The sequence below is a fragment of the Microbacterium istanbulense genome (genome assembly GCF_037204145.1).
Lineage (GTDB): Bacteria > Actinomycetota > Actinomycetes > Actinomycetales > Microbacteriaceae > Microbacterium > Microbacterium istanbulense.
The window spans coordinates 180,356-203,419 of record NZ_JBBDGN010000002.1 but is presented as its reverse complement, the minus strand read 5'-3'; the positions used below and the strand labels follow the sequence as shown (position 1 = coordinate 203,419).

Below are 23,064 nucleotides of genomic sequence, written 5' to 3'. Positions count from 1 at the left end.
GGGCCATCGCGGTCACGAGACCCCCAGCTGGCCGGAGAGCACCATCACGGCGGCACCGCGGAGCACGATGTCGTCAAGGTGGGTTCGGCGGATGGCGACGTCGGCGAACACGCCCTCGAGTGTGCGCGCATGCAGCGTCTCGGTCGCCGAGCGGACGAAGTCACCGTCGAGCAGCTCCGCGGGGCCGACCAGCACCACCTCGGAGAGGTCGAGGGCGGCGACGATGGGGGCGATGCCGATGGCCAGTCGCGCTCCCGCGTCGCCGAGCACCTCCGGCGCGGTCTCCGGCGCCGCCTGGACGAGCTCGTCGAGCCGGGGCACGTTCACCCAGGCCTCCAGGCAGCCGTGCCGCCCGCAGGCGCAGAGCGGCCCGGCGTCAGTGCCGACCACGACATGCCCGATCTCGCCGGCGGCGTACCGGCTGCCCAGCAACGGCTCTCCCCCGGTGATCAGCCCGGCGCCGACGCCGCGGCCGATGCGGACGAGCATGAGGTCGGGGGTCGACGCGCCGAAGGTGTACTCGCCGAGCGCGGCGGCGTTGGCGTCGTTTCGCACCATCACAGGCAAGTCGAGTTCGGCGCGTAGACGCGCTTCCAGAGGATGGGCGGTCCATCCCAGGTTGGGTGCGCTGTGCACCGACCCATCGGGCCCGACGACGCCTGGCGTGGCGACGCCGACACCGAGCAAGGGGCGGGTGGAGAGGCTCACAAGCTCACGAGCGAGCTCGATGACGAGGGCGTGCACGCTCTCCCCGTCCGGTTCCTCGGGCCGTTCGACCCGGCGCCGCTCCAGCACGTCGCCGCCCATGGTCAGCACCGCGCCCTCGAAATGCGAGGGTCCCGAGAGGTCGAGGCCGATGATCTGGTGCCCACCACGGTCGATGTCGACCAGGATCGCCGGTTTTCCCGGACCGCTGCTCTCGCGCACGCCCCGCTCGACGACGATGCCGTCATGAATGAACTCGGCGACAAGGTCAGAGATGGTCACCCGGGTAAGACCGGTCTCGCGCGAGAGATCGGCGCGGCTCATCGCGCCGTCGTGGAAGAGCGTCTGCAGCACGAGCGCCCGGTTGTGCCGGCGTGCCTGTTCGGGCAGCACCTTGGTGCGTGAGCGCAGGGAGCGGCCGGATCCGAAGGTGTGCAGCGCGGAAGCGGCCACAGCAGCTGACTGGTGGTGACCGTCCGTTTCGAACATGTTTGTTAGTACACCTTACGAAAAGCGGGAACGCAAGCCCGGACAGCCCAGACGCGGTGCCGGTGATCGAAACGTTACTTCATGGCAGACACCCAGGCCGGAGCACTCGAACGTTGCCTCTCCGTTATCTCTCTCCCGTACCATGAATCGATGGCGTACGCGCTGAATTATGGGGGGTGAGTTCGTGACCGATGTGGTCTCTGACGTCGACACGACCGCGACGAAAGTCATCGATGACACAGCTGTGACCGAGGCGACTCCGCCGCAGGACGGCGATCGTCCGGTCGAATGGGCTCCGGCCGAGCCTGCCCCGAAGCGACGCCGCGGCCTGTGGATCGGCCTGGGCGTGGGAGCCGTCGTGATCGGTGGCGCCGCGTTCGCCTCGACCGTTCTCATCGCCCCGGGGACGACTGTCGCGGGCATCCCGGTGGGCCTGATGACCCCTGGCATGGCCGCAGAGACGATCAGCGCACGCCTCGCCGACACCGAGGTCACCCTCACCGGCGCGGGCAACGACGCTGTCGTCACGGGCGCTGACCTCGGCGCAAGCCTCGACGCGACTGCCCTGGCCGACCAGGCCTTCGCCGAGCGCCCCGCCTGGAACCTGACCGCCTGGATGGGCGACCCGATCGCCGCCGACATCACCCTCGACCCCGAGGCGGCAGACCACGCCCTGCGTGCCGCCGTCCCCGCGTCGTTCGAAGACCCGGTCGAGGCGACCGTCACCTTTGACAAGAAGAGCGGCACCTATGTCACGACCCCGGCCGAGCCAGGCACCGGCATCGACGTCACCGCGTTGAGCGCTGCGTTCGCCGACGCGACGGCCAAGGGCGAGACGACCCTGACGTATTCCGGCGACGCCGTCGAGGCACCCGCGTCGATCACGACAGAAGAAGCCACCGCCGCGGCCGAGAAGCTCAACGGCATGCTGTCGTCGATCGGCTTCTACGTCGACAAGGAGCGCACCGTACCGGTCAAGCCCGCCGTCGCCGCCAGCTGGTTGACGGTGGAAGACGTCGACGGCGAGCTCAAGATCACCGCCGACCAGGCTGCGATCCAGAACGTCGTTGACACGCTGCCGAAGGCGGTCAACCGCGAGGTCGTCAACGCCACCACCATCACCGATTCCGGCGGCAACGTGCTCAAGGCACTCACCGAGGGCAAGGATGGCCGCACGCTCGGCGACACCTCTGAGGTGGCCTCCGAGTTCGCCGCCCAGCTCGCCGAAGGCGACGCGGTCTACAAGCTCACCGTCGACTCGGTGCCGTTCGAGACCACGGCACTGTTCCGCCGCATCGAGGTGGACCTCAGCGAGCAGCGCACGTACCTGTACGAGAACGAGAAGCTCGTGAAGTCGTGGGCGATCTCCTCCGGCCTGCCCGGCAGCCCCACCGACCAGGGCCGCTTCCGCGTGTACGCGCAGCTGTACAGCCAGAACATGGGCCGCGAAGACACCACCGTCGCGCCGTTCTACTACCAGCCGAACGTGCCATATGTGTCGTACTACAACGCCGACGAGGCTTTCCACGGCGCGTACTGGCACAACGACTTCGGTCGCCAGCGCAGTCACGGGTGCGTGAACATGCCGGTCGATGCCGCACGGTTCGTCTACGAATGGGCGACCAAGGGCACCGAGGTCTGGGTGCACTCCTGATCCACTCCCCCGCTGGGGGATGACGAAGGGGCCGGATGCCATTGGCATCCGGCCCCTTGTCTGTCTCCGACGGTCAGGCGGCGCCGTCGATGATCGCGTTCAGCGTGGCCGAGGGGCGCATCACGGCTGCGACCTTGGCGGCATCGGGGCGGTAGTACCCGCCGATGTCGACCGGCGATCCCTGTGCGGCGATGAGCTCGGCGACGATCTTCTCCTCGTTCTCGGCGAGCTGGGCTGCGATCGGGGCGAAGGCCGCGGCGAGCTCGGCGTCTTTCTTCTGCGCGGCCAGCTCCTGTGCCCAGTACAGGCCGAGGTAGAAGTGGCTACCCCGGTTATCGATCGTGCCCAGGGCGCGGCCCGGCGAGCGGTCCTGCTCGAGGAAGGTGCCGGTGGCGGCATCCAGCGTCTCGGCGAGCACGCGAGCCTTCTCGTTGCCGGTGCGATCGGCGAAGTGCTCGAGCGAGGCCGCGAGCGCGAAGAACTCGCCCAGCGAGTCCCAGCGCAGGTAGTTCTCGCCGGTGAGCTGCTGCACGTGCTTGGGCGCAGAACCACCCGCGCCGGTCTCGAAGAGGCCACCGCCGGCGAGCAGCGGGACGATCGAGAGCATCTTGGCGCTCGTGCCGACCTCGAGGATCGGGAACAGGTCGGTCAGGTAGTCGCGCAGCACATTGCCGGTGACCGAAATGGTGTCCAGCCCGTGGCGCATCCGCGCGAGGGTGTACCGCGTGGCCTCCTCCGGGGCGAGGATCGTCAGCGTGAGGCCCTGGGTGTCGAGCGTCGCGAGGCCCTGGTGCACCTTGGCGATGATCTGGGCGTCGTGCGAGCGGTTTGCGTCGAGCCAGAACACGGCGGGGGCACCCGTCGCACGCGCACGGTTCACCGCGAGCTTGACCCAGTCCATGACGGCGATGTGCTTGGTCTGCGTGGCACGCCAGATGTCACCGGCGCCGACCTCGTGCTCGATGAGCACGGTGCCCTCGCTGTCGAGCACCTGAACGGTGCCGGGTGCAGCGATCTCGAACGTCTTGTCGTGGCTGCCATACTCCTCGGCGGCCTGGGCCATGAGGCCGACGTTCGGGACGGTGCCGATCGTGGCGGGGTCGAGCGGACCGTTGGCGATGACGTCGTCGATCACGGCCTGGTACACCCCGGCGTACGAGGAGTCGGGGATGACCGCGAGGGTGTCCGCCTCGCCGCCGTCGACGCCCCAGAGCTTGCCGCCGTTGCGGACCAGCGCCGGCATCGAGGCATCCACGATCACGTCGCTGGGCACGTGCAGGTTGGTGATGCCCTTGTCGGAGTTCACGTACGACAGTCGCGGACCTTCGGCGATCGCCTTGTCGAAGGCCGCGGCGATCTCATCGCCACCGGCGACGTTCGCCAGGCCGGCGAGGATCGAGCCGAGGCCGTCGTTCGCGCTCAGGCCGGCGGCGGCGAGCTGCTCACCGTACTGAGCGAAGACGTCCTTGAAGAAGGCCTTCACGACGTGGCCGAAGATGATCGGGTCGCTGACCTTCATCATCGTGGCCTTCAGGTGCACCGAGTAGAGCACGTCGTCGGCCTTGGCGGTCTCCAGCGTCTCGGCGAGGAAGGCATCCAGCGCGGCGGCCGAGAGGAAGGTGGCGTCGATGATCTCGCGCGGCAGGACCTTCAGTCCCTCCTTCAGCACGGTGACCGTGCCGTCGGCGGCGATGTGACGGATGCTGAGCACATCGTCGTGGGCCGCGACCCAGGAGCGCTCGTTCGACTTGAAGTCATCGTGGCCCATGGTGGCGACGCGGGTCTTCGAGCCCGACTCGAACGCCTTGTTGCGGTGCGGGTGCTTCTTGGCGTAGTTCTTCACCGCGAGCGGCGCGCGACGATCGCTGTTGCCTTCACGCAGCACAGGGTTCACAGCCGAGCCCTTGATGCGGTCGTAACGCGCGCGGATGTCCTTCTCGTCGAGCGTGGTGGGCTCGTCCGGGAAATCGGGGATGTCATAGCCCTGCGCCTGCAGCTCGTCGATCGCGGCCTTGAGCTGCGGGATCGATGCCGAGATGTTCGGCAGCTTGATGATGTTCGCCTCGGGCAGGGTGGCCAGGCCGCCGAGCTCGGCGAGGGCGTCGCCCACCTGCTGCTCGGGGGTGAGCTTCTGGGGGAAGGCCGCGAGGATGCGTCCTGCCAGCGAGATGTCTCGGGTTTCGACCTCGATGCCCGCCTGGCCCGTGTAGGCCGAGATGATGGGCAGGAAGGAGGCGGTGGCCAAAGCCGGCGCCTCGTCTGTGTACGTGTAGATGATGGCGTCGTCCGTCACCGGTGCTCCATTCGAAAGTCTTTTATCTCGATACCAAGATACCCGAGGGGTCGGCACGCCGTGGAGGAGGACTTCTTGTGAACACCCGATGACAAATGACGCAGTGCTCCCGCAGAGCGCGCAGAAGGGGTTAGCCTGGGGGAATGTCGGAACTGCGCGTGGTCGAACTCTCCGCGGCGACGATCGTCGCCGTCAACAACCTGTCCCTGAAGCCCGGGCAGGAACAGTTCCTCGCGCCGGTCTCCTACGGCATCGCCGCCACGGTGATCAACCCGCTGACCTCCTGGCAGCGCGTCGTGCTCGACGGCGACCACGTCGTCGGATTCGTGAGCGCCAACTTCGACGACGAGGCGCCCGAGGACTATCTGCAGAGCGTGCTGCTGCGCATCAACGTCGACGCCGACACACAGGGACGAGGCGTGGGCCGTTACGCGGTCGAGGCGCTTCTCGAAGAGGCGCGGAACCGCGGCGTCGACCACGTCAACGTCATCTACGAGGCCGGCGAGGGTGGCCCCGAGGCGTTCTTCCGCCGGGTCGGGTTCGAGCCCGTCGGCGAGACCGAGTACTCCGAGGTCATCGCGGAGATCCGCCTCACCGACTGACGGACGATCGAGGCCTGACGCTCAGGCCGGCACGACGAGAAGCGGGTCGGCGAGCAACGCGGCGAACGCCGCCTCAGCGGCACCGATGAGCAGGCGGTCATCGCCGAGGGCTGCGGGCAGAATCTGCACGCCCTCGGCCGGAGCCGACATGGCTCGCGCCCGGACGGCGTCAGTGAGACCGTCCGGGTCCGCCGCGAGGATCATGCTGAGGAACCCCCCGAGCACGATCGCGGACGGATTGAGCACGTTCACGGCGCTGGCGAGGGTGCCGACGAGAAGGCGACGCTGCCGGGCGAGCTCGTCCTGCACGTCGCGGTCGGTGGCGCCGGCCACGGCGGCGGCAAGCGTCGCGTCGTCGGCCACGGTGAGCCCCAGCGCCTCGAGCAGACGCGAACGAGAGACCTCATCCTCCAGGATGCCGGTGGCGCTGCGCCGATCGGCCTCGTGATCGATCACCGCGTGGTTCTGCCCCCACTCGCCGGCGTAGCCGCCCGCCCCGCCGAGCAGATGCCCCTCGACGATGAGCCCGCCGCCGATGCCGCTCGCGCCGCCGTTGAGATAGACGACGTCGTCATGTCCGCGGGCCGCGCCGAACAGATGCTCCGCCCTGGCACCGAGGCTCGCATCGTTGCCCACGGCGACCGGCAGACCCGTCGCATCCTCCACGAGCGCGCCGACCGCGGCATCCGTCCACTCGAGGTGAGGGGCGAGCCGCACGACACCGTCGCTGGCGCGCACGAGGCCGGGCACGGCGATGCCGACCCCCACGACACGGGCGTTCGCGAGCGCGCCGGCGCGCCATCCGCGGAGGGTCGCGGCGACCCGCTGGGCGAGCTCTGCCGGGGTGAGGAGGTGGTCGAGTTCCTCCCGCGCCCGCACCGCGAGCTGGCCGTTCAGGCCGACCGCCGCCAGCTCCACCGCGTCGACCTCGGGGTTGACGGCGATGGCGACCACATCGTCACGGGCGGCGACCACCGGCGAAGGCCGGCCGACGCGACGCGTGGGATCGGGGTCGCGCTCGACGGCGACACCCGCCTCGACGAGAGTCGCGACGAGATCGGCCGTGGTCGAGCGATTCAGTCCGGTCGCCGCTGTGAGGCGGGCACGCGACTGCGGCCCCTCTTCGTGGATGCGCCGCAGGATCTCGCCGAGGTTGCGTCGACGCACGTCCTCCACGCTCATCGCGCCGTCCGCCACTGTCGCTCACCTTCTCACCGGATGTCCGCATCGCGGCGTGCCCAGCCTATCTTCGAGCAACCGCCCGCGATTGATCACTGGACACGACGACGATCATCACATATGTTGTGACTACCAACTTATCGGATCGAGCGCAGGAGCCCGCATGCCCACCCCCACCCGCGATGACAAGTTCTCCTTCGGCCTGTGGACGGTCGGGTACAACGGCGCCGACCCGTTCGGCGGCCCGACGCGCCCCGCCCTCGACGTCGTCCACGTCGTCGAGAAACTCTCCGAGCTCGGCGCCTACGGACTGACCTTCCACGACGACGACCTGTTCGCCTTCGGTTCGACCGACACCGAACGGCAGCGCCAGATCGACCGCCTCACAGGTGCGCTGGCCGACACCGGCCTGATCGTGCCGATGGTCACCACGAACCTCTTCAGCGCCCCGGTGTTCAAGGACGGCGGCTTCACCTCGAACGACCGCCAGGTGCGCCGGTTCGCCCTGCGCAAGGTGCTGCGCAACCTCGACCTCGCGGCCGAGCTCGGGGCGAAGACCTTCGTCATGTGGGGCGGCCGCGAAGGCGCCGAGTACGACTCGGCCAAGGACGTGCGCGCCGCCCTCGAGCGTTACCGCGAGGCCGTCAACCTGCTCGGCGACTATGTGACCGACAAGGGCTACGACATCCGCTTCGCCATCGAGCCGAAGCCGAACGAACCGCGCGGTGACATCCTGCTGCCCACGCTCGGCCACGCGATCGCCTTCATCGATTCCCTCGAACGCCCCGAACTGGTCGGCGTGAATCCCGAAGTCGGCCACGAGCAGATGGCCGGCCTGAACTTCGCCGCCGGCATCGCCCAGGCCCTGTTCCACGGCAAGCTCTTCCACATCGACCTCAACGGTCAGCGCGGCATCAAGTACGACCAGGATCTCGTGTTCGGGCACGGCGATCTGCACAACGCCTTCGCGCTCGTCGACCTGCTCGAGAACGGCGGCCCGGGCGGTGTGCCCAGCTACGACGGTCCGCGGCACTTCGACTACAAGCCCAGCCGGACCGAGGATGAGACCGGCGTGTGGGAGTCGGCGGCGGCCAACATGCGCACCTACCTGCTGCTGAAGGAGCGGGCCGCGGCGTTCCGCGCCGATCCCGAGGTGCAGGAGGCTCTCGAAGCCGCCCGCGTGCCCGAGCTCGCTGTGCCCACCCTGGGCGACGGCGAATCGTACGACGACCTGCTGGCCGACCGCACCGCCTACGAGGACTTTCGGCCCGAGGAATACCTGGGCGGCAAGGGCTTCGGTTTTGTGCGCCTGCAGCAGCTCGCCACCGAGCACCTGCTCGGCGCACGCTGACTCGCCATGCCCCTCGCGCTCGGCGTCGACTCTTCGACGCAGTCCTGCAAGGTCGTCGTGGTCGACGCGCAGACCGGCGCGGTCATCCGCACCGGTCGCGCGTCACACCCCGACGGCACCTCGGTCGACCCGGAGCACTGGTGGCGCGCGCTGCAGCACGCGATCGCCGATGCGGGGGGCCTCCATGACGTCGCCGCCTGGGCGATCGGCGGGCAGCAGCATGGCCTCGTCGCCCTGGATGCCGGTGGCCGGGTCATCCGTGACGCCCTGCTGTGGAACGACACGCGCTCCGCCGGGGCTGCGGCCGACCTCATCGCCGAGTTCGGCGCAGACGAGCTCGCGGCCCGCACGGGGCTGGTCCCGGTGGCGTCGTTCACGATCACCAAACTGCGCTGGCTCCGCGACGCGGAGCCGGAGAACGCGGCTCGCGTGGCGGCGGTCGCCCTGCCGCACGACTGGCTGACCTGGCGCCTGCGCGGCTTCGGCCCGGAGAACCCGGTGCTCGACGAGCTGGTGACCGATCGCTCGGATGCCTCGGGTACCGGGTACTGGAATCCGCGCACCGGCGAATACGACCGTGATCTGCTCATCGCGGCGCTGGGCCACGACGCCGTGCTCCCCCGTGTGCTGGACGCCGACGCCTCCGTGCGCGACGCGGAGGGCCGGGCGGTGGGTCCGGGCGCGGGTGACAATGCCGCCGCGGCGCTCGGGTTGGATGCTGCCCCCGGCGACGTGATCGTGTCGATCGGTACCTCCGGCACGGTGAGCGCCGTGAGTTCCACCCCGGTCATCGACCCCACGGGGACCGTAGCTGGGTTCGCGGATGCCGCGGGTGCGTTCCTCCCTCTGGTCGCGACCCTGAATGCCGCGCGGGTGCTCGACGCCATCGCAGGCTTGCTCGCCGTCTCGCACGACGAACTGAGCACCCTGGCCCTGGAGGCTGCCCGTGGGGCGGACGGGCTGCGACTTCAGCCGTACTTCGAGGGTGAGCGCACGCCGAATCTGCCCGACGCGTCGGCGACGCTCAGCGGTCTGACGCTCGCGTCGACCACGCGGCCGAACCTTGCGCGCGCCGCGGTGGAAGGCATGCTGAGCGGGTTGAGCGCTGGCTTGGATGCCCTGCGTGCGCAGGGAGTGCCGCTGGACCGGGTGCTGCTCATCGGCGGCGGAGCGCAGTCGCCGGCCGTGCGGGTCATCGCCCCCGAGGTGTTCGGCCTGCCGGTGGCGGTCCCGGAGCCAGCCGAGTACGTCGCCCTGGGTGCTGCTCGACAGGCCGCGAGTCTGCTGCACTGACCGACGACCGGGGTTGGACGGTCAGCGCCGCCTGTCGCCGCGGTCCTCGCGGTCGTCAGCGCCGGGGCGCCGTGTCCATGCGGCGAGGGCGGATGCCGCGGCATCCGCTGCCCGGCCCAGCGCATCGGCGGAACGGGAGACGGCCTCCTGCCATCCGAGCGGTCGCCCGTTCGCTCCGTGGGCCGCACGCTCGGCCACGTCGAACGCACGGGTGAGCTCGCTGACTGCATCACGGTAGGCCGTGAACTCGGCCGGCGTGGTTCGTCCGCGCGGACGCAGATCACGCGCGCGCTCCACCGCGGCGAAGAACGCCGCCGTCGTGGGCACTCTGCCGTCGCTCATCGCCGGGTAGGCGATCTGCCGCGCCGGATCCGTCTCGTATTCCATCCAACGCGCGAGCACCGCGTCGTGCGCGGCGATCAGGCGCGGCAGCGGAAGCTCGCCGCGCGCCCGTTCGGCCCTGGCGGCGGCGAGGTGCGCGCGCATGGCACGGACATGCGTGACCGCCTCGCGCACGTCGCGCTCGGACTGCCGGGTGGCACGGCGCGAGGAGTTCACATCGGCCGCGCCCGCCCCGGATGCCACCAGGTGCGCATGCTCTGCGCGGGCGACCTTCGCAGCCATCCGCCGACGGGAGACCTCCTGGTGCGCCGCGCGCAGGTCATGCTGGGCGGCGCGCACCGCGAGCGTGCGCCCGGTACGCGCATCGCGCCGGCGCAGGAACAGGGCGCTGGCCCCTCCTGCGCCGACGACGACGGGCGCGACCCACCACAGCTCGGTTGTCGCGGCCCAGATCGGATCCATGCTTCGATGCTACGTCCGCACCGAAGCAGGGATCCAACCGGTCAGACCAGCGTCTCCTGCCAGGCCGCGTGCAACTGCGCGAACTTGCCCGTGCCGCCGATCAGCGCCGCAGGAGTGTCGTCTTCGATGATGCGTCCGTGTTCCATGACGAGTACCCGATCGGCGATCGCGACCGTCGAAAGGCGGTGCGCGATGATGATCGCGGTACGGTCGGCGAGCAGCGTCTGCAGCGCCTCCTGGATGAGCCGCTCCGACGGGATGTCGAGCGAGGCGGTCGCCTCATCGAGGATGAGCACGGCCGGGTCGGCGAGGAACGCCCGGGCGAACGAGATCAGCTGACGCTGCCCCGCAGAGACCCGCCCTCCGCGCTTGTTCACGTCGGAGTTGTACCCGTCGGGGAGCGCCGAGATGAACTCGTCTGCCCCGACCGCACGCGCGGCCGCCCGGATCTCGTCCATCGTGGCATCCGGCTTGCCCAGAGCGATGTTGTCGGCGACGGTCCCGCTGAACAGGTACGCCTCCTGAGTGACCATGACGATCGCCCGACGCAGGTCCTTGGGGTGCAGCATCCGCAGGTCGACGCCGTCGAGCGTGACCCGGCCCTCGCTCGGGTCGTAGAAACGCGACACGAGCTTGGCGAGCGTGGACTTGCCCGCGCCGGTCGTGCCGACGAGGGCCACCGTCTGCCCCGCGGGGATGTCGAGCGTGAAGTCGGGAAGGATCGTCTTCTCGCCGTTGTACCCGAAGCGCACGTCTTCGAAGCGGACGGCTCCGCGCGACTCCCACAGGTCGACGGGCTTGTCGGGGTCTGGCACCGTGGGCACCTCGTCGAGCACACCCGAGACCTTCTCCAGCGCGGCGGTGGCCGACTGGTAGGAGTTCAGGAACATCGCGATCTCCTGCATCGGCGCGAAGAAGTTGCGCACATACAGGACGGCGCTGAGCAGTACGCCGACGCCGACCGCGCCGGTGGAGACACGGATGCCACCCCACAGCACCACCAGCGCGAGAGTCAGCGCGGCGACCGCCATGAGCCCCGGCTCGAAGGTGCCGAACAGCAGCATCGAGCGGCGGTTCACGTCGCGGTAGTCGCCGGCCACCTTGCGGAAGCTCTCGTCGTTGCGCGGCTCCTTGCGGAACGATTTCACGGCACGGATGCCGGTCATCGTCTCGACGAACTGCACGATCACCTTGGCACTGATCACCCGCGACTCCCGGTACACCAGCTGCGAGCGGCGGTAGAACCAGCGCATGAGCAGGGCGAGCGGAATGCCGGCGAGCAACAGGATGACGCCCGACTGCCAGTCGGCGATCACGAGGGCGATGAAGGTGAACACCCCGAACAGCACGCCCGAGACGAGGTTGTTCAGGCCGCCGTCGAGCAGTTCGCGGATCGAGTCGAGGTCGCTCGTCTGCCGCGAGATAATGCGGCCCGACGTGTACGACTCGTGGAACTCGAGGCTCAGGCGCTGCGTGTGCAGGAAGATGCGCTTGCGCAGGTCGAGCAGCACGGCCTGGGTGATCCGCGCGGCGAGCACGACGTACATGCCGATCAGCGCCGAACCGGCGATGCCGGCGAACAGGTAGGCGCCGACGACGACGAAGGTCGGCATCCAGTCGCCTGCCGACAGCAGCGCGGGAAGCGCGCGGTCGAGCGCGATGCCGATGAGGATCGGGCCGGACACCTGCAGTGCGGTAGAGACGACGAGGGTGATCGCAGCGAGCACGATGCGCAGGCGCAGGGGCTCGATGAGCGAGCCGAGCAGTCGCAGCGACCGCTGGCGGATGGCACGGCTCTCTTCGGCGGTGTAGTTGGAGCGATCCTCGCCCTGGGTTCCGGTGAGGGTCATGCCTGCACCTCCTCGTTCTCGTCTGCGGCGGCGGCGCCGCCACGCTCTGGGACCGCTGAGCCCCCACCCTCCTGGGTCGCTGAGCCTGTCGAAGCGTCCGCGATGATCGGGATCGCCCCGGTGCGCACTGCCTCCTCGGCCTCCAGGCTCGAGATGACATGCCGGTAATGCGCGCTCGTGCGCAGCAGTTCGCTGTGCGTGCCGACGGCGGTGATCTTGCCCCGCTCGAGCAGCGCGACGCGGTCGGCGAGCGCGACCGTCGACGGACGGTGCGCCACGATGAGCGCCGTGGTCTCGGCGAGCACGCGCCGGAGGGCATCCTCAACGAGCGCCTCGGTGTCGACATCCAGCGCAGACAGCGGGTCATCGAGCACGAGCACCTTGGGCGCCGCCGCGACGGCACGCGCCAGCGCGAGACGCTGACGCTGGCCACCGGACAGACTCAGACCCTCTTCGCCGATCACCGTCTCGAGCCCCTCGGGCAGCGATTCGGCGAACCCGGCCTGCGCCACCGCGAGCGCCTCACGCAGCACGCGATCGGCCTCTTCGCTGTGCAGGTCGAGGTCGGCGCGGCCGAGCAGCACGTTCTCGCGCACGGTCGCCGAGAACAAGGTCGCATCCTCGAACGCCATCGCGATGTGGCGGCGCAGCTCCGACAGCTGCACATCCCGCACGTCGACACCGTCGAGCGTGACGCGACCGCCGGTGACGTCGTACAGGCGCGCGGGCAGCGTGGTGAGGGTCGTCTTGCCCGATCCGGTCAGCCCCACGAGCGCCATGGTCTCGCCCGGGCGAAGGACGAGGTCGATGCCGTCGAGCAGGTCGCGCTCGGCGCTGCCGGCATCCTGATACCGGAAGTGCGCGCCCTCGAAGGCGAGCTCGCCGCGCGGCTCGGCGATGGTCGTCGGCTCCGCAGGATCCGTGATGGTGTTCGTGGCCTCGAAGATCTCGAACACGCGGTCGGTCGCCGTGCGGGCATCCAGCAGGAACGAGAACAGGAAGCCGATCGACTCGATCGGCCAGCGCAGCACGGTCGCCATGGCGAAGAAGGCGAACAGCTGCGGCAGTTCGATCTGTCCTTGCCAGATCAGCCAGATGCCCGCGAGCAGGCTCAGGCCGAACGCGATCTGCGGCATGAGGTCGAGCCAGAACCAGATCTCACCGACCGCACGCGCCTTGCTCAGCTCGGTGTCGCGCAGGGTCTCTGCCTGGCGGCTGAAGCGGCGCAGCGCGTGCTTGCCGCGGCCGAACGCCTTGAGCACGCGGATGCCGTGCACACTCTCTTCGACGCTGGTGGCAAGGTCGCCGGCCTGGTCCTGGCTGCGACGGGCGAGCGTGCCGTAGCGCTTCTCGAACAGGTAGCCCTGAATCCACATCGGGATGCCGGTGACGAGGAAGATCGTGCCGAGCAGCCAGTGCCACTGGAACAGCAGCACCGCGCCGATCGCGATCGTGAGGATGTTGACCACGAGCAGGATGAGGCCGAAGGCGATCCAGCGGCGGATGAGGCCGATGTCCTGCATCATGCGGCTGAGCAGCTGTCCTGACTGCCAGCGGTCGTGGAAGGCGACGGGCAGGTTCTGCAGGCGCGAGTAGAGGGTCGTGCGCATCTGGAACTCGACCTCGGTGGCCGGGGTGAGCACGAACCAGCGGCGCAGCCACACCATCGCGGCCTCACCGAGACCGAGGGCGAAGACGAGGGCGGCGCCCACGACGATGGCCCCGGTGACGCCGGACTCGATCGGACCGCGCACGATCTGTTCGAGCACGATCGGGATCATCAGGGCGATGACGGCCGCGCCGAGGGCGCTCAGCCCGCCGCCGACGAGGCGCCAGGCGATGGGTTTGACGAAGGGGCCGAGTCGCGACAGTGCGGCGACGGTGGATAGGGACGACGAAGAAGGCGAAGCAGACATGACTCTCAGTTGCGTATCGAGGGGAAGACGAAGACTGGCGGATTCCGCGCGCAGAGAGGCACGGCGGTCCGGGAAAGGATCAGGCGGTGGGGCGACAGTCAGTCGCGCGGACGCACCGCGCGCGAGCCGAGGGTGTTGAACGGGGTCACGATCGTCGTGGTCATGGTGTCCTCCTCGGTTCGGCCTCGTCGCCCGGTCGGCGCGACAGCCTTACAGACTATGCGTGCCGGTCGCGCGAGGGCAACCCCTTTCCGCGTGTCGCCTCCGCGCCTTGTCTGATGCCGGCGACCTGTCACCTCAGCCGAGCGGGAGAGCCCCGCTCTCGCGGGCGAGCAGGCGCTCCTTGACCTCGAGTCCCCAGGCGAAGCCGCCCAGCGTGCCGTCCGAGCGCAGCACGCGGTGGCAGGGCACGAACAGCGCCGGCGCATTGCGGGCGCAGATGGATGCCGCCGCGCGTATGGCGCTCGGGCTGCCGAGCTCGACCGCGAACTCCGAATACGTGAGCGGGCGTCCGGGTGTGATTCGCCGCAGCGCCGCCCAGCCGGCGAGCTGCATCTCGGTGCCGCGCTGGTGCACGGTGACCGTGTCGATGGCCGCGAGGTCGCCGGTGTAGTACGCGCGGGCGGCTGCGGCGGCATCCGCCTCCCCCTCGGCGACATCGGTCGGGCGCAACGACGGATGCACGCGCGCGATGATCGCCTCGTGATCATCGCTCCAGCCGGAGGCAAGCACGCGCTGGGTGTCGTCGACGAGGATCGTGAGGGCGCCGTCTGGGGTGCTGATGGTCTGGATGAGAGCGGTCATGAGATCTCCTTCGTCGAGGGCGTCTTCGAGGTCGTGGTCTTGCGAGGAGCGCGGACGGGAGCCGCGCGCCAGAGGTGAGCGGTGAGGTAGCTGCGCCAGGGCGCGAGGCGTTCGGCCCAGGTGGTGAGCCCGGCCGGATCGGATGGCAGCCCGGCTGCGGCGGCTCCGGCACGGACGGCCACGTCGCCGGGGAGGAACACGTCGGGGTCGCCGATGACCCGCATCCGCACGTAGTCGGCCGTCCACGGCCCGATGCCGGGCATCGCGAGCAGGGCCGCACGCTGGGCGGCGGGGTCGTCGCCGACGGTGAGGGTGAGGGTACCGTCGGCAAGCGCTGCGGCGGCCCCGGTGATGGCCCGGATGCGGGCGGCGGGACCGCGCAGCACGTCGGCCCCGTGGTCAGCGATGGCAGACATGGTCGGGAACAGGATGCCGTCGTCGCCGACCCGCTCCCCCAGCTCGGCGGCAAGCGTGGTGAGTGCGGTCCGCGCCGCGGCCACCGTGATCTGCTGGCCGACCATCGCGCGGATGAGCATCTCGTGCGGGTCGGCGGCACCGGCGACGCGGATGCCGGGTGTCGCTGCCACCAGGGGCGCCAGCTCCGGGTGTGCGGCGAGCGCCTCGTCGACGGCGAGCGGGTCGGCATCCAGGTCGAACAGGCGACGCGCGGTCGCGACGAGCGGGGCGAGGTCACCGAGCGCGCTCACACGGGCCCGCAGGTGCAGCCGTTCATCGGCATCCTGCGTCACCTCAAGATGGGCGGGGCCTCCCGGCATCCGCAGGTGACGGGCGAAGGAACGCGCGGTGGCCTGCTCCACGCCGGGCAGCGCGCGCGCCTGCATCCAGGAGAACACGCCACCGGCATCCATCGGGGCACGGTGCGGAAGCAGCAGATCGATCGTGCCCGGCGGCGTGGACGTGGCAGCCGACCGGCGCCGTGCACGCAGCTCCCCCGGTGTCATGCCGAACACCTCGCGGATGGTGTCGTTGCACTGGCGGATGCTGGAGAACCCCGCCGAGAAGGCCACTTCCGACACCGGCAGGTCGGTGCCGACGAGCAGCATCCGCGCGGTGTGGGCCCTGTGCGCGCGGGCAAGAGCCAACGGCCCGGCGCCGAGTTCCGTGGTGAGCAGGCGCGTCAGGTGGCGGGACGAGTAGCCCAGCCGCCCGGCGAGGCCGGACACTCCCTCGCGCTCGACGGTGCCAGCGGCGATGAGGCGCATCGCCCGGGCGGCGACGTCGTTGCGCAGGTCCCACTGCGGGGAGCCGGGCGCAGCCTCGGGCAGGCAGCGCTTGCAGGCCCGATACCCGGCCTCGTGCGCGGCGGCGCTGGTCGGGTAGAACGTCACGTTCTCGGGCTTCGGGGTGCGGGCGGGGCAGCTCGGGCGGCAGTAGATGCGGGTGGAGCGAACCGCCGTGACGAACTGCCCGTCGAAGCGGGTGTCCCGCGCGCTGATCGCGCGGTACCGCTCATCGAAGGTCTGGGCGAGGAAGCTCATGCATCCACTCTGACATGTCCGTAACCCGCCAGCTGGCGGAAATCGGACATCGCACTCCCCCGCCCTCTCCCTCCCCACCTCCTTGCCGGGTTTGGGGCGGATTCTCGCGTTTGGGGCGCACCATGGCCGCCCCAAACGCAGGGATGCGCCCCAAACCCGGCAGAAGACGGGGCGGGGGTGGGGGGGGCGAGGTGGGTTAGGCGGATGCTCCGCCGCGGACGGCCTGCAGGTGAGCGGCGCGGACGTGTTCGATGTCGGCGTCGAGAGTCATCGCGGACTCACAACGGGCCAGCGCCTCGGCCGACTCACGCAGCAGAGCGATCTCCCACTCGGCATCCTTCGCGCCGGCGACCAGACGGGCGATCTCGCGCTGCAGCCGCACCGACACCTCGACCATCGAGGCACCATCGCGCGCGGTCGGCCGCAAGGCGTCGACGACGAAGTCCTCCGGCGAGATGATCTGCATCCGCACGCGAGGGCGCGTCACCTCCGCATGGTGATCCGTGCCCTGGGCAACGCTGAGCACCCGCTCGAGGGCACGCAGCACCCCGATCGCCGTGCCCGGGTCGTTGATGCCCGGGCTGAGCGCCTTGCTCGCCACCTCCGACAGCCCGATCAGCCCCAGGCGCGGGTCCTTGTCGAAGGTCCGGTGCGGTTCGACCGTGAACGACTCGCGCAGCTGGGTCTCAATCGCCTCGTCGTACTCGCCGCGCACGTGCGCCAGCGCCTCGCCCTCCGAGACCGTCATGCCCGGGCGCAGGTGCACCCAGATGTCGAGGTCCTTCCACTCGGCGAGCGCCTGCAAGTCGTCGACGTGCAAATCGGTCACGTACCCGTCGCTGGTCGCCAGCACCCGGCGCGCATCCTCCGGCGGGGATGTCCACGCGGCCGCGCCGGCGCGAGGTGCCGCGGCATAGTCGCGCATCGCCTTCGTCGCGGCGTTTTCCAGCCGGTCCATGATGTCGGGCACGCGCCCGAACGTGGTGAGGAACGAGATCCACCGCAGCAGCGCGACGAGCACCGCCACGATCACGCACAGGGTCCCCAGGAACAGCAGGGCGACACCGGCCGGTGAGAGCACCTTCGACGAGAGCACGATGATCCCGACGATCGAGTAGGCGAACGCCCCGATGAACGTCGACAGCGCGTTCTGCGACGTGCGGTCCAGGATCAGCAGCTGTGTCGAGCGCGGGGTGCCCGAGGTGGATGCCCCGGAGTACGCCGACACCATCGTCGTCAGCGAGAACGTCGTCACCGCCAGCATCGACGAGGCGAGGATCTGCAGGATCGTGCTGACCGAGTCCTGACCGATCTCCGGCCCGAGCCCGCTCGGCGCGATGAAGCTGATCAGCCAGGCGGCGACGGCGATACCGATGCCGGCGAGGGAGAAGACGGCAGCACGGAACCCGACCAGCCTGGTCGCCCGCCGCAGATTCGCGATCCAGCGGTGCACGTGGCCTCCTTGTCCGCACCGGGCCCCGGTGCCGAGGATCAGTGGAAGAAGTGGCGCTCTCCGGTGAAGAACATCGTCACGCCGGCCTTGCGCGCGGCATCCACGACCTCGTCGTCACGCACCGACCCACCCGGCTGCACGATCGCGCTGATGCCAGCGTCGATGAGCACCTGCGGCCCGTCAGCGAACGGGAAGAACGCATCGGATGCCGCCACCGAGCCCGCGGCCCGGTCGCCCGCCCGCTCCACGGCGAGGCGGCAGGAGTCGACCCGGTTGACCTGCCCCATGCCGACACCGACCGTCGCGTTGCCCTTGGCGAGCACGATCGCGTTCGACTTCACGGCGCGGCAGGCCTTCCACGCGAAGATGAGGTTCTCCATCTCGGCGTCGCTGGGGCGCTCGCCCGAGACGAGCTCCCAGTCCTTGGCCACCGAGACGATGTCGTCGGGGAAGCGGTCGGCATCCTGCAGCAGCAGTCCACCCGAGACCAGGCGCACGTCCATGCGCTCCTGCTGCCAGTCGGCGGGCAGCTTGAGCAGGCGCAGGTTCTTCTTGCTCTTGAACACCTCGAGCGCGGCGGGCTCGAAGTCCGGGGCGACGATGACCTCGGTGAAGATGTCCTTCAGGTTCTCGGCCATCTTCAGCGTGACCGTGCCGTTGGCGGCGATCACGCCGCCGTAGGCCGACACCGGGTCGCACTCGTGGGCGCGCAGGTGCGCGCTGGCGATCGGGTCGAGCGCGTTCGGGGCGGTGGTCGCGATGCCACACGGGTTGGCGTGCTTGACGATGGCGACAGCCGGCAACACCATGTCGTAGGCGGCGCGCAGCGCGGCATCCGCATCGACGTAGTTGTTGAACGACATCTCCTTGCCCTGCAGCTGCGTGGCCTGGGCGATGCCGTGGCCGCCGGCCCGGGTGTAGATGGCGCCGCGCTGGTGGGAGTTCTCGCCGTAGCGCAGGGTCGCGAGGCGCTCGGCCTTGATCGTCAGGTGCGCCGGCAGGTCGCCGCCGTCGCTGAGCGTGCCCTCGGCGAACCACTGGGCGACCGCGGAGTCGTAGGTCGCGGTGTGCGAGAACGCGCGTGCGGCGAGCTCACGACGCTGCGTGAGGTCAGTGCCGCCTGCGGCGACGGCCTCGATGATCGACGGGTACGACTCGGGCGAGACGACGATCGCGACGTTGGCGAAGTTCTTCGCCGAGGCGCGCACCATCGCGGGGCCGCCGATGTCGATCTGCTCGACGACGGCATCCGGCTCGGCGCCGCTGGCGACGGTCTCGACGAACGGGTACAGGTTCACCACGACGAGCTCGAACGGCGAGATGCCGAGCTCGGCGAGCTGGCGCTCGTGGTCTTCCAGGCGCAGGTCAGCGAGCAGGCCACCGTGCACGGCCGGGTGCAGCGTCTTCACGCGACCGTCGAGCATCTCGGCCATGCCCGTGACAGCGGCGACGTCGGTGACGGCGTGCCCGGCCTCGCGGATGGTTGCGGCGGTCGACCCCGTGGAGACGATCTCGATACCGGCATCCGCCAGTGCGGAGGCGAGGGTGAGCAGGTCGGTCTTGTCGCTCACCGAGACGAGCGCCCGCCTGATCGGCACCGTGTCGCGGTGGCGGTACAGCGAGGGGTCCAGGCGGGGGCCGGCCATGGGGATGCTCCTTCGGTAGAGGCGGTAGTCAGTCGGTGAGGGTGAGCTCGCCGGTGGCGATACGACGGACGACATCGATCAGCAGTCGACGTTCGACGGGCTTGATGCGTTCGTGCAGGCTGTGCTCGTCATCGCCCGGCAGGACGGGGATGCGTTCCTGCGCGAGGATCGGTCCGGTGTCGACACCATCATCGACGACGATCACGCTGGCGCCGGTCTCTGTGACGCCGGCGGCCAGCGCATCGCGCACCCCGTGCGCGCCGGGGAACTCCGGCAGGAAGGCGGGGTGGGTGTTGATGATGCGCGGGCTGAAACGCGCGACGAGCGAGGGGGGCAGCAGTCGCATGAGGCCGCTGAGCACGATGAGGTCGGGAGTCCACACGTCGAGCTGATCGCCGAGCTCCTCGCCCCAGGCCTCTCGGCTGTCGTGCGCCCGGAACGGCACGGTGAAGCTGGGGATGCCGAACTCTTCGGCGTGTGCGAGACCGTCGGCATCGCGATCAGCACCCACGACGACCACCCGGGCGGGGAAGTCGGGGTGGCTCGCGGCGTCGAGCAGGGCACGGAGGTTCGAGCCGGTGCCCGAGATGAGTACGGCGACCGTCAGCACCCGGTCAGTCTACCGGGGTCTCGGATGCGCGCATCTCCGCCAACCAGCGGTCGGTGCGCTCTTCGGCGAGCTCGTCACGGTGCCGAGGGGTGAGCAGCAGGATGGCGGCGCCGATGAGCACCTCCAGACCGATCGCCAGGGCGAGGCCTCCGGCGTGTGGGCCCACCTCGGCCAGCCGTCCCGGACCGATGGAGCCGGAGGTGAGCACGGCGGCGAGCGCGGCGAGGCCGGCGCTGAGGAGGCCGATGCCACCGGCGATGGCCGCGCGCGGCCAGAGCGGCTCGCCCAGGCCCTCCCAGACCAGACGGGAGCGGATCATCCACCCGGCCAGCGCCCCGGCGCCCACGGGCACGAGGATCGAGACCAGCATCCACGGCGCGGCGTTCTCGGGGAGCAGCCCGAGCGCCGGCAGGCCGGGCACCACACCCAGTTCGGTGCCGGCTGGCGAGACGGCGGTGCCGGTGCCGACGGCGAAGCCGGGACCGGCCAGCCAGCTGACGGCCCAGACGATCATGGTGGGCAGGTAGGCCAGATGCACGAGCGTGAGCATGAACGCGCCGAGGGCATCCACCCGCGCCGCCTGGAACAGGGCGATGACGTCACCCGCCCGGGCGAAGACACTGACGACGACCGCCACGGCGCCCGCGCCCATCAGGGCGACCACGACGACGGCGGAGCCGCGCAGGGCTTCTGCAGGAACCGGCGACCAGTCGCCCCAGCCGTCGACGATGTCGTGCACGCGATCGACGACGCCACCATCCCCCTCGACCCAGGCGTACCGAACCGCACCGATCAGCAGACCAGCCAGGTATGCCGCGGCCGGCAGCACGATGGCCAGCCACAGCGTGGTGCGCAGCTCGCCGGATCGGCCGGTGAGGGCGACGGCGACGCTGATGGCGGTGAAGACGAGGGCGCCGCCCGCCACGCCGGCGATCCCGTCGTTGGCCACGGCGGCCCGCTTGCCCGAACGTGCGGCGAACAGCACCGTGAACAGTCCGATCGCCAGCGGGGGGAGCGAGAGGGCGAATCGTGCGCCCTCCTCCGGGATGCCGACAGCGAGGAGGACGTCGTCGGGAATGACGACCTGCACCGGCACCGCGTGGCCGAACTGCCAGAGCGACGCACTGATCGGCCAAAGCGACCCCCACTCCGCAGACAGCCCGAATGCCAGCACCCACAACAGGGTCAGGGGGGCCAGCAGGACGGCCAGACCGACGGCCGCCGCAATGGCGGCGTCGAGGGCGGCGAGGAGGGCGATGGTGAGGCGATGCATTGCCCTTCGAGCCTACGACGACACCGGCATCCGCCCGCTCGGCCACGCGCGAAAACACCGCGACAGAGGCCGGTGCCGACACGATAGATTTCTCTGCGGAGGTTCCCCGATGACAACTGCCCCAGCATCCGCCCCTGCCGACGTGCACGAGCCCAAGAACGGCCTCGACCGCTTCTTCGAGATCAGCAAGCGTGGCTCGACAATCGGCACCGAGGTGCGAGGGGGTCTGGTCACGTTCGTGACCATGGCGTACATCGTGATCCTCAACCCGATCATCCTGTCGGGTAAGCCCGACGTCGACGGCACGATCCTCGACTTCGGCGCGGTCGGCGCGGCCACCGCGCTCACCGCGGGCGTGATGACGATCCTGTTCGGCGTGATCACGCGCCTGCCGTTCGCCTTCGCAGCGGGTCTGGGCATCAACGCCTTCGTCGCCTTCAGCGTCGTCGGTCAGGTGACCTGGGCCGAGGCGATGGCGCTGGTGATGATCAACGGTGTGATCATCGTGCTGCTGGCAGCCACGGGTCTGCGGAAGGCGATCTTCGACGCCGTGCCGTTCCAGCTGAAGATCGCGATCACGGTCGGCATCGGCTTGTTCATCGCCTTCATCGGCTTCGTGAACTCCGGCTTCGTCACCGCGACCGGCGCCTCTTCTCCCCCGGTCGGTCTGGGTGTGAACGGTTCGGTCGCCACCGTGCCGACCCTGCTGTTCGTCATCACGCTGCTGCTCACCGGCATCCTCGTGGCCCTCAAGGTCAAGGGCGGCATGCTCATCGGCCTGGTCAGCGGCACCGTGCTCGCGGTGATCGTCGAGGCCATCTGGCACATCGGGGCACGCGGCTTCGACGCTGAGGGCAACGTCACCAACCCCGGCGGCTGGGGCCTGACGGTGCCGGCGCTGCAGGGCTCGCCCGTCAGCATCCCGAACCTCAGCCTGATCGGTCAGGTCGACTTCAGCTTCGATTTCGCCAAGGTCAGCGGTGTGGCGCTGGTGATGATCGTCTTCACCCTGCTGTTCACGAACTTCTTCGACGCCATGGGCACGATGACGGGTCTGGCCAAGGAGGCAGGCCTCGCCGACGACAAGGGCGACTTCCCGCGCATCAAGTCGGCGCTGGTCGTCGAGGGTGTCGGCGCGATCGCCGGTGGTGCGACCTCATCGTCGTCGAGCACCGTGTTCATCGAGTCGGGCGCCGGTATCGGCGAGGGCGCGCGGACGGGTCTGGCGAACGTCGTGACCGGTGTCGTGTTCCTGCTGGCGATGTTCCTCACGCCGCTGACCTCGATCGTGCCGACCGAGATCGCCGCCGCGGCTCTGATCATCGTCGGTGCGCTGATGATGGCGCAGATCCGGTTCATCGACTTCAACGACTTCCGGGTGCTGCTGCCGGTGTTCCTGACCGTCACGGTGATGCCGCTGACGTACTCGATCGCGAACGGCATTGGTGCCGGCTTCGTCAGCTGGGTGCTGGTCCACGCCTTCTCCGGTCGCGCCAAGCAGATCAGCCCGCTTCTGTGGGTGGTCGGCGCCGGCTTCCTGATCTTCTTCGCCCGCGGACCGATCGAGATGCTCTTCAGCTAACCTCTCGGGACCCCCGTGTCCCACTTTCTGCAGGTCGTGTCCCACTTTCTGCAGACCATGT

Annotated in this window: 17 protein-coding genes; 5 read left to right on the top strand and 12 right to left on the bottom strand. The window is 69.7% G+C overall.

The window, feature by feature from the left end; translation table 11 throughout:
* Positions 1-12: 12 nt before the first annotated feature.
* Entirely contained in the window at positions 13-1,194 is a 1,182-nt protein-coding gene (locus tag WDU93_RS03900; RefSeq protein WP_337317739.1) for an ROK family transcriptional regulator, read from the bottom strand.
* Between the two features lie 184 nt (positions 1,195-1,378).
* Between WDU93_RS03900 and WDU93_RS03895 the strand changes: the two genes are divergently transcribed.
* Positions 1,379-2,848 carry a L,D-transpeptidase family protein gene (locus WDU93_RS03895; protein ID WP_337317736.1) on the top strand — a complete coding sequence of 490 codons (1,470 nt, stop codon included), beginning with the start codon at positions 1,379-1,381 and terminating at the stop codon, positions 2,846-2,848.
* 73 nt (positions 2,849-2,921) lie between these two features.
* Here the strand turns inward: WDU93_RS03895 and WDU93_RS03890 are convergent, their stop codons facing one another.
* On the bottom strand, positions 2,922-5,141 hold the full coding sequence (locus WDU93_RS03890; RefSeq protein WP_337317733.1) for an NADP-dependent isocitrate dehydrogenase: 2,220 nt from the start codon (positions 5,139-5,141) through the stop codon (positions 2,922-2,924).
* A gap of 143 nt (positions 5,142-5,284) precedes the next feature.
* Between WDU93_RS03890 and WDU93_RS03885 the strand changes: the two genes are divergently transcribed.
* Complete coding sequence (locus WDU93_RS03885) at positions 5,285-5,743, top strand: GNAT family N-acetyltransferase (protein ID WP_337317730.1); 459 nt, start codon at positions 5,285-5,287, stop codon at positions 5,741-5,743.
* Positions 5,744-5,764: 21 nt separating this feature from the next.
* Here WDU93_RS03885 and WDU93_RS03880 read toward each other — a convergent pair whose 3' ends face one another.
* Entirely contained in the window at positions 5,765-6,925 is a 1,161-nt protein-coding gene (locus WDU93_RS03880; protein ID WP_337317728.1) for an ROK family protein, read from the bottom strand.
* A gap of 160 nt (positions 6,926-7,085) precedes the next feature.
* Between WDU93_RS03880 and xylA the strand changes: the two genes are divergently transcribed.
* The gene (xylA, locus tag WDU93_RS03875; RefSeq protein ID WP_337317725.1) at positions 7,086-8,273 is read left to right on the top strand and encodes a xylose isomerase; all 1,188 of its coding nucleotides are present in this window, start codon (positions 7,086-7,088) and stop codon (positions 8,271-8,273) included.
* A 6-nt stretch (positions 8,274-8,279) separates the two neighbouring features.
* Complete coding sequence (xylB, locus tag WDU93_RS03870; protein ID WP_337317723.1) at positions 8,280-9,566, top strand: xylulokinase; 1,287 nt, start codon at positions 8,280-8,282, stop codon at positions 9,564-9,566.
* Positions 9,567-9,587: 21 nt separating this feature from the next.
* Here xylB and WDU93_RS03865 read toward each other — a convergent pair whose 3' ends face one another.
* From WDU93_RS03865 to WDU93_RS03825, 9 genes are all read right to left on the bottom strand, one after another.
* Entirely contained in the window at positions 9,588-10,370 is a 783-nt protein-coding gene (locus WDU93_RS03865) for a hypothetical protein (protein WP_337317720.1), read from the bottom strand.
* Between the two features lie 41 nt (positions 10,371-10,411).
* Positions 10,412-12,220: an ABC transporter ATP-binding protein gene (locus tag WDU93_RS03860; RefSeq protein WP_337317718.1), complete on the bottom strand. Its 1,809-nt coding sequence runs from the start codon at positions 12,218-12,220 to the stop codon at positions 10,412-10,414.
* A complete protein-coding gene (locus WDU93_RS03855; protein WP_337317716.1) occupies positions 12,217-14,136 on the bottom strand; it encodes an ABC transporter ATP-binding protein in 1,920 nt (639 codons plus the stop codon). Before WDU93_RS03855 ends, WDU93_RS03860 begins: the two co-directional genes overlap by 4 nt.
* Positions 14,137-14,433: 297 nt before the next feature.
* Entirely contained in the window at positions 14,434-14,940 is a 507-nt protein-coding gene (locus WDU93_RS03850; protein WP_337317713.1) for a methylated-DNA--[protein]-cysteine S-methyltransferase, read from the bottom strand.
* Positions 14,937-16,439, bottom strand: a complete 1,503-nt coding sequence (locus tag WDU93_RS03845) for a DNA-3-methyladenine glycosylase 2 family protein (protein ID WP_337317711.1) — start codon at positions 16,437-16,439, stop codon at positions 14,937-14,939. Before WDU93_RS03845 ends, WDU93_RS03850 begins: the two co-directional genes overlap by 4 nt.
* Positions 16,440-16,635: 196 nt before the next feature.
* A complete protein-coding gene (locus WDU93_RS03840; RefSeq protein ID WP_337317709.1) occupies positions 16,636-17,892 on the bottom strand; it encodes a DUF2254 domain-containing protein in 1,257 nt (418 codons plus the stop codon).
* A 38-nt stretch (positions 17,893-17,930) separates the two neighbouring features.
* Positions 17,931-19,538 carry a bifunctional phosphoribosylaminoimidazolecarboxamide formyltransferase/IMP cyclohydrolase gene (gene purH, locus WDU93_RS03835; protein ID WP_337317707.1) on the bottom strand — a complete coding sequence of 536 codons (1,608 nt, stop codon included), beginning with the start codon at positions 19,536-19,538 and terminating at the stop codon, positions 17,931-17,933.
* 28 nt (positions 19,539-19,566) lie between these two features.
* Positions 19,567-20,148, bottom strand: a complete 582-nt coding sequence (purN, locus tag WDU93_RS03830) for a phosphoribosylglycinamide formyltransferase (protein WP_337317705.1) — start codon at positions 20,146-20,148, stop codon at positions 19,567-19,569.
* A gap of 4 nt (positions 20,149-20,152) precedes the next feature.
* Positions 20,153-21,421, bottom strand: a complete 1,269-nt coding sequence (locus WDU93_RS03825) for a cell division protein PerM (protein ID WP_337317703.1) — start codon at positions 21,419-21,421, stop codon at positions 20,153-20,155.
* Between the two features lie 109 nt (positions 21,422-21,530).
* Between WDU93_RS03825 and WDU93_RS03820 the strand changes: the two genes are divergently transcribed.
* On the top strand, positions 21,531-23,003 hold the full coding sequence (locus WDU93_RS03820) for an NCS2 family permease (protein ID WP_337317701.1): 1,473 nt from the start codon (positions 21,531-21,533) through the stop codon (positions 23,001-23,003).
* The last annotated feature ends 61 nt before the right edge of the window (positions 23,004-23,064 follow it).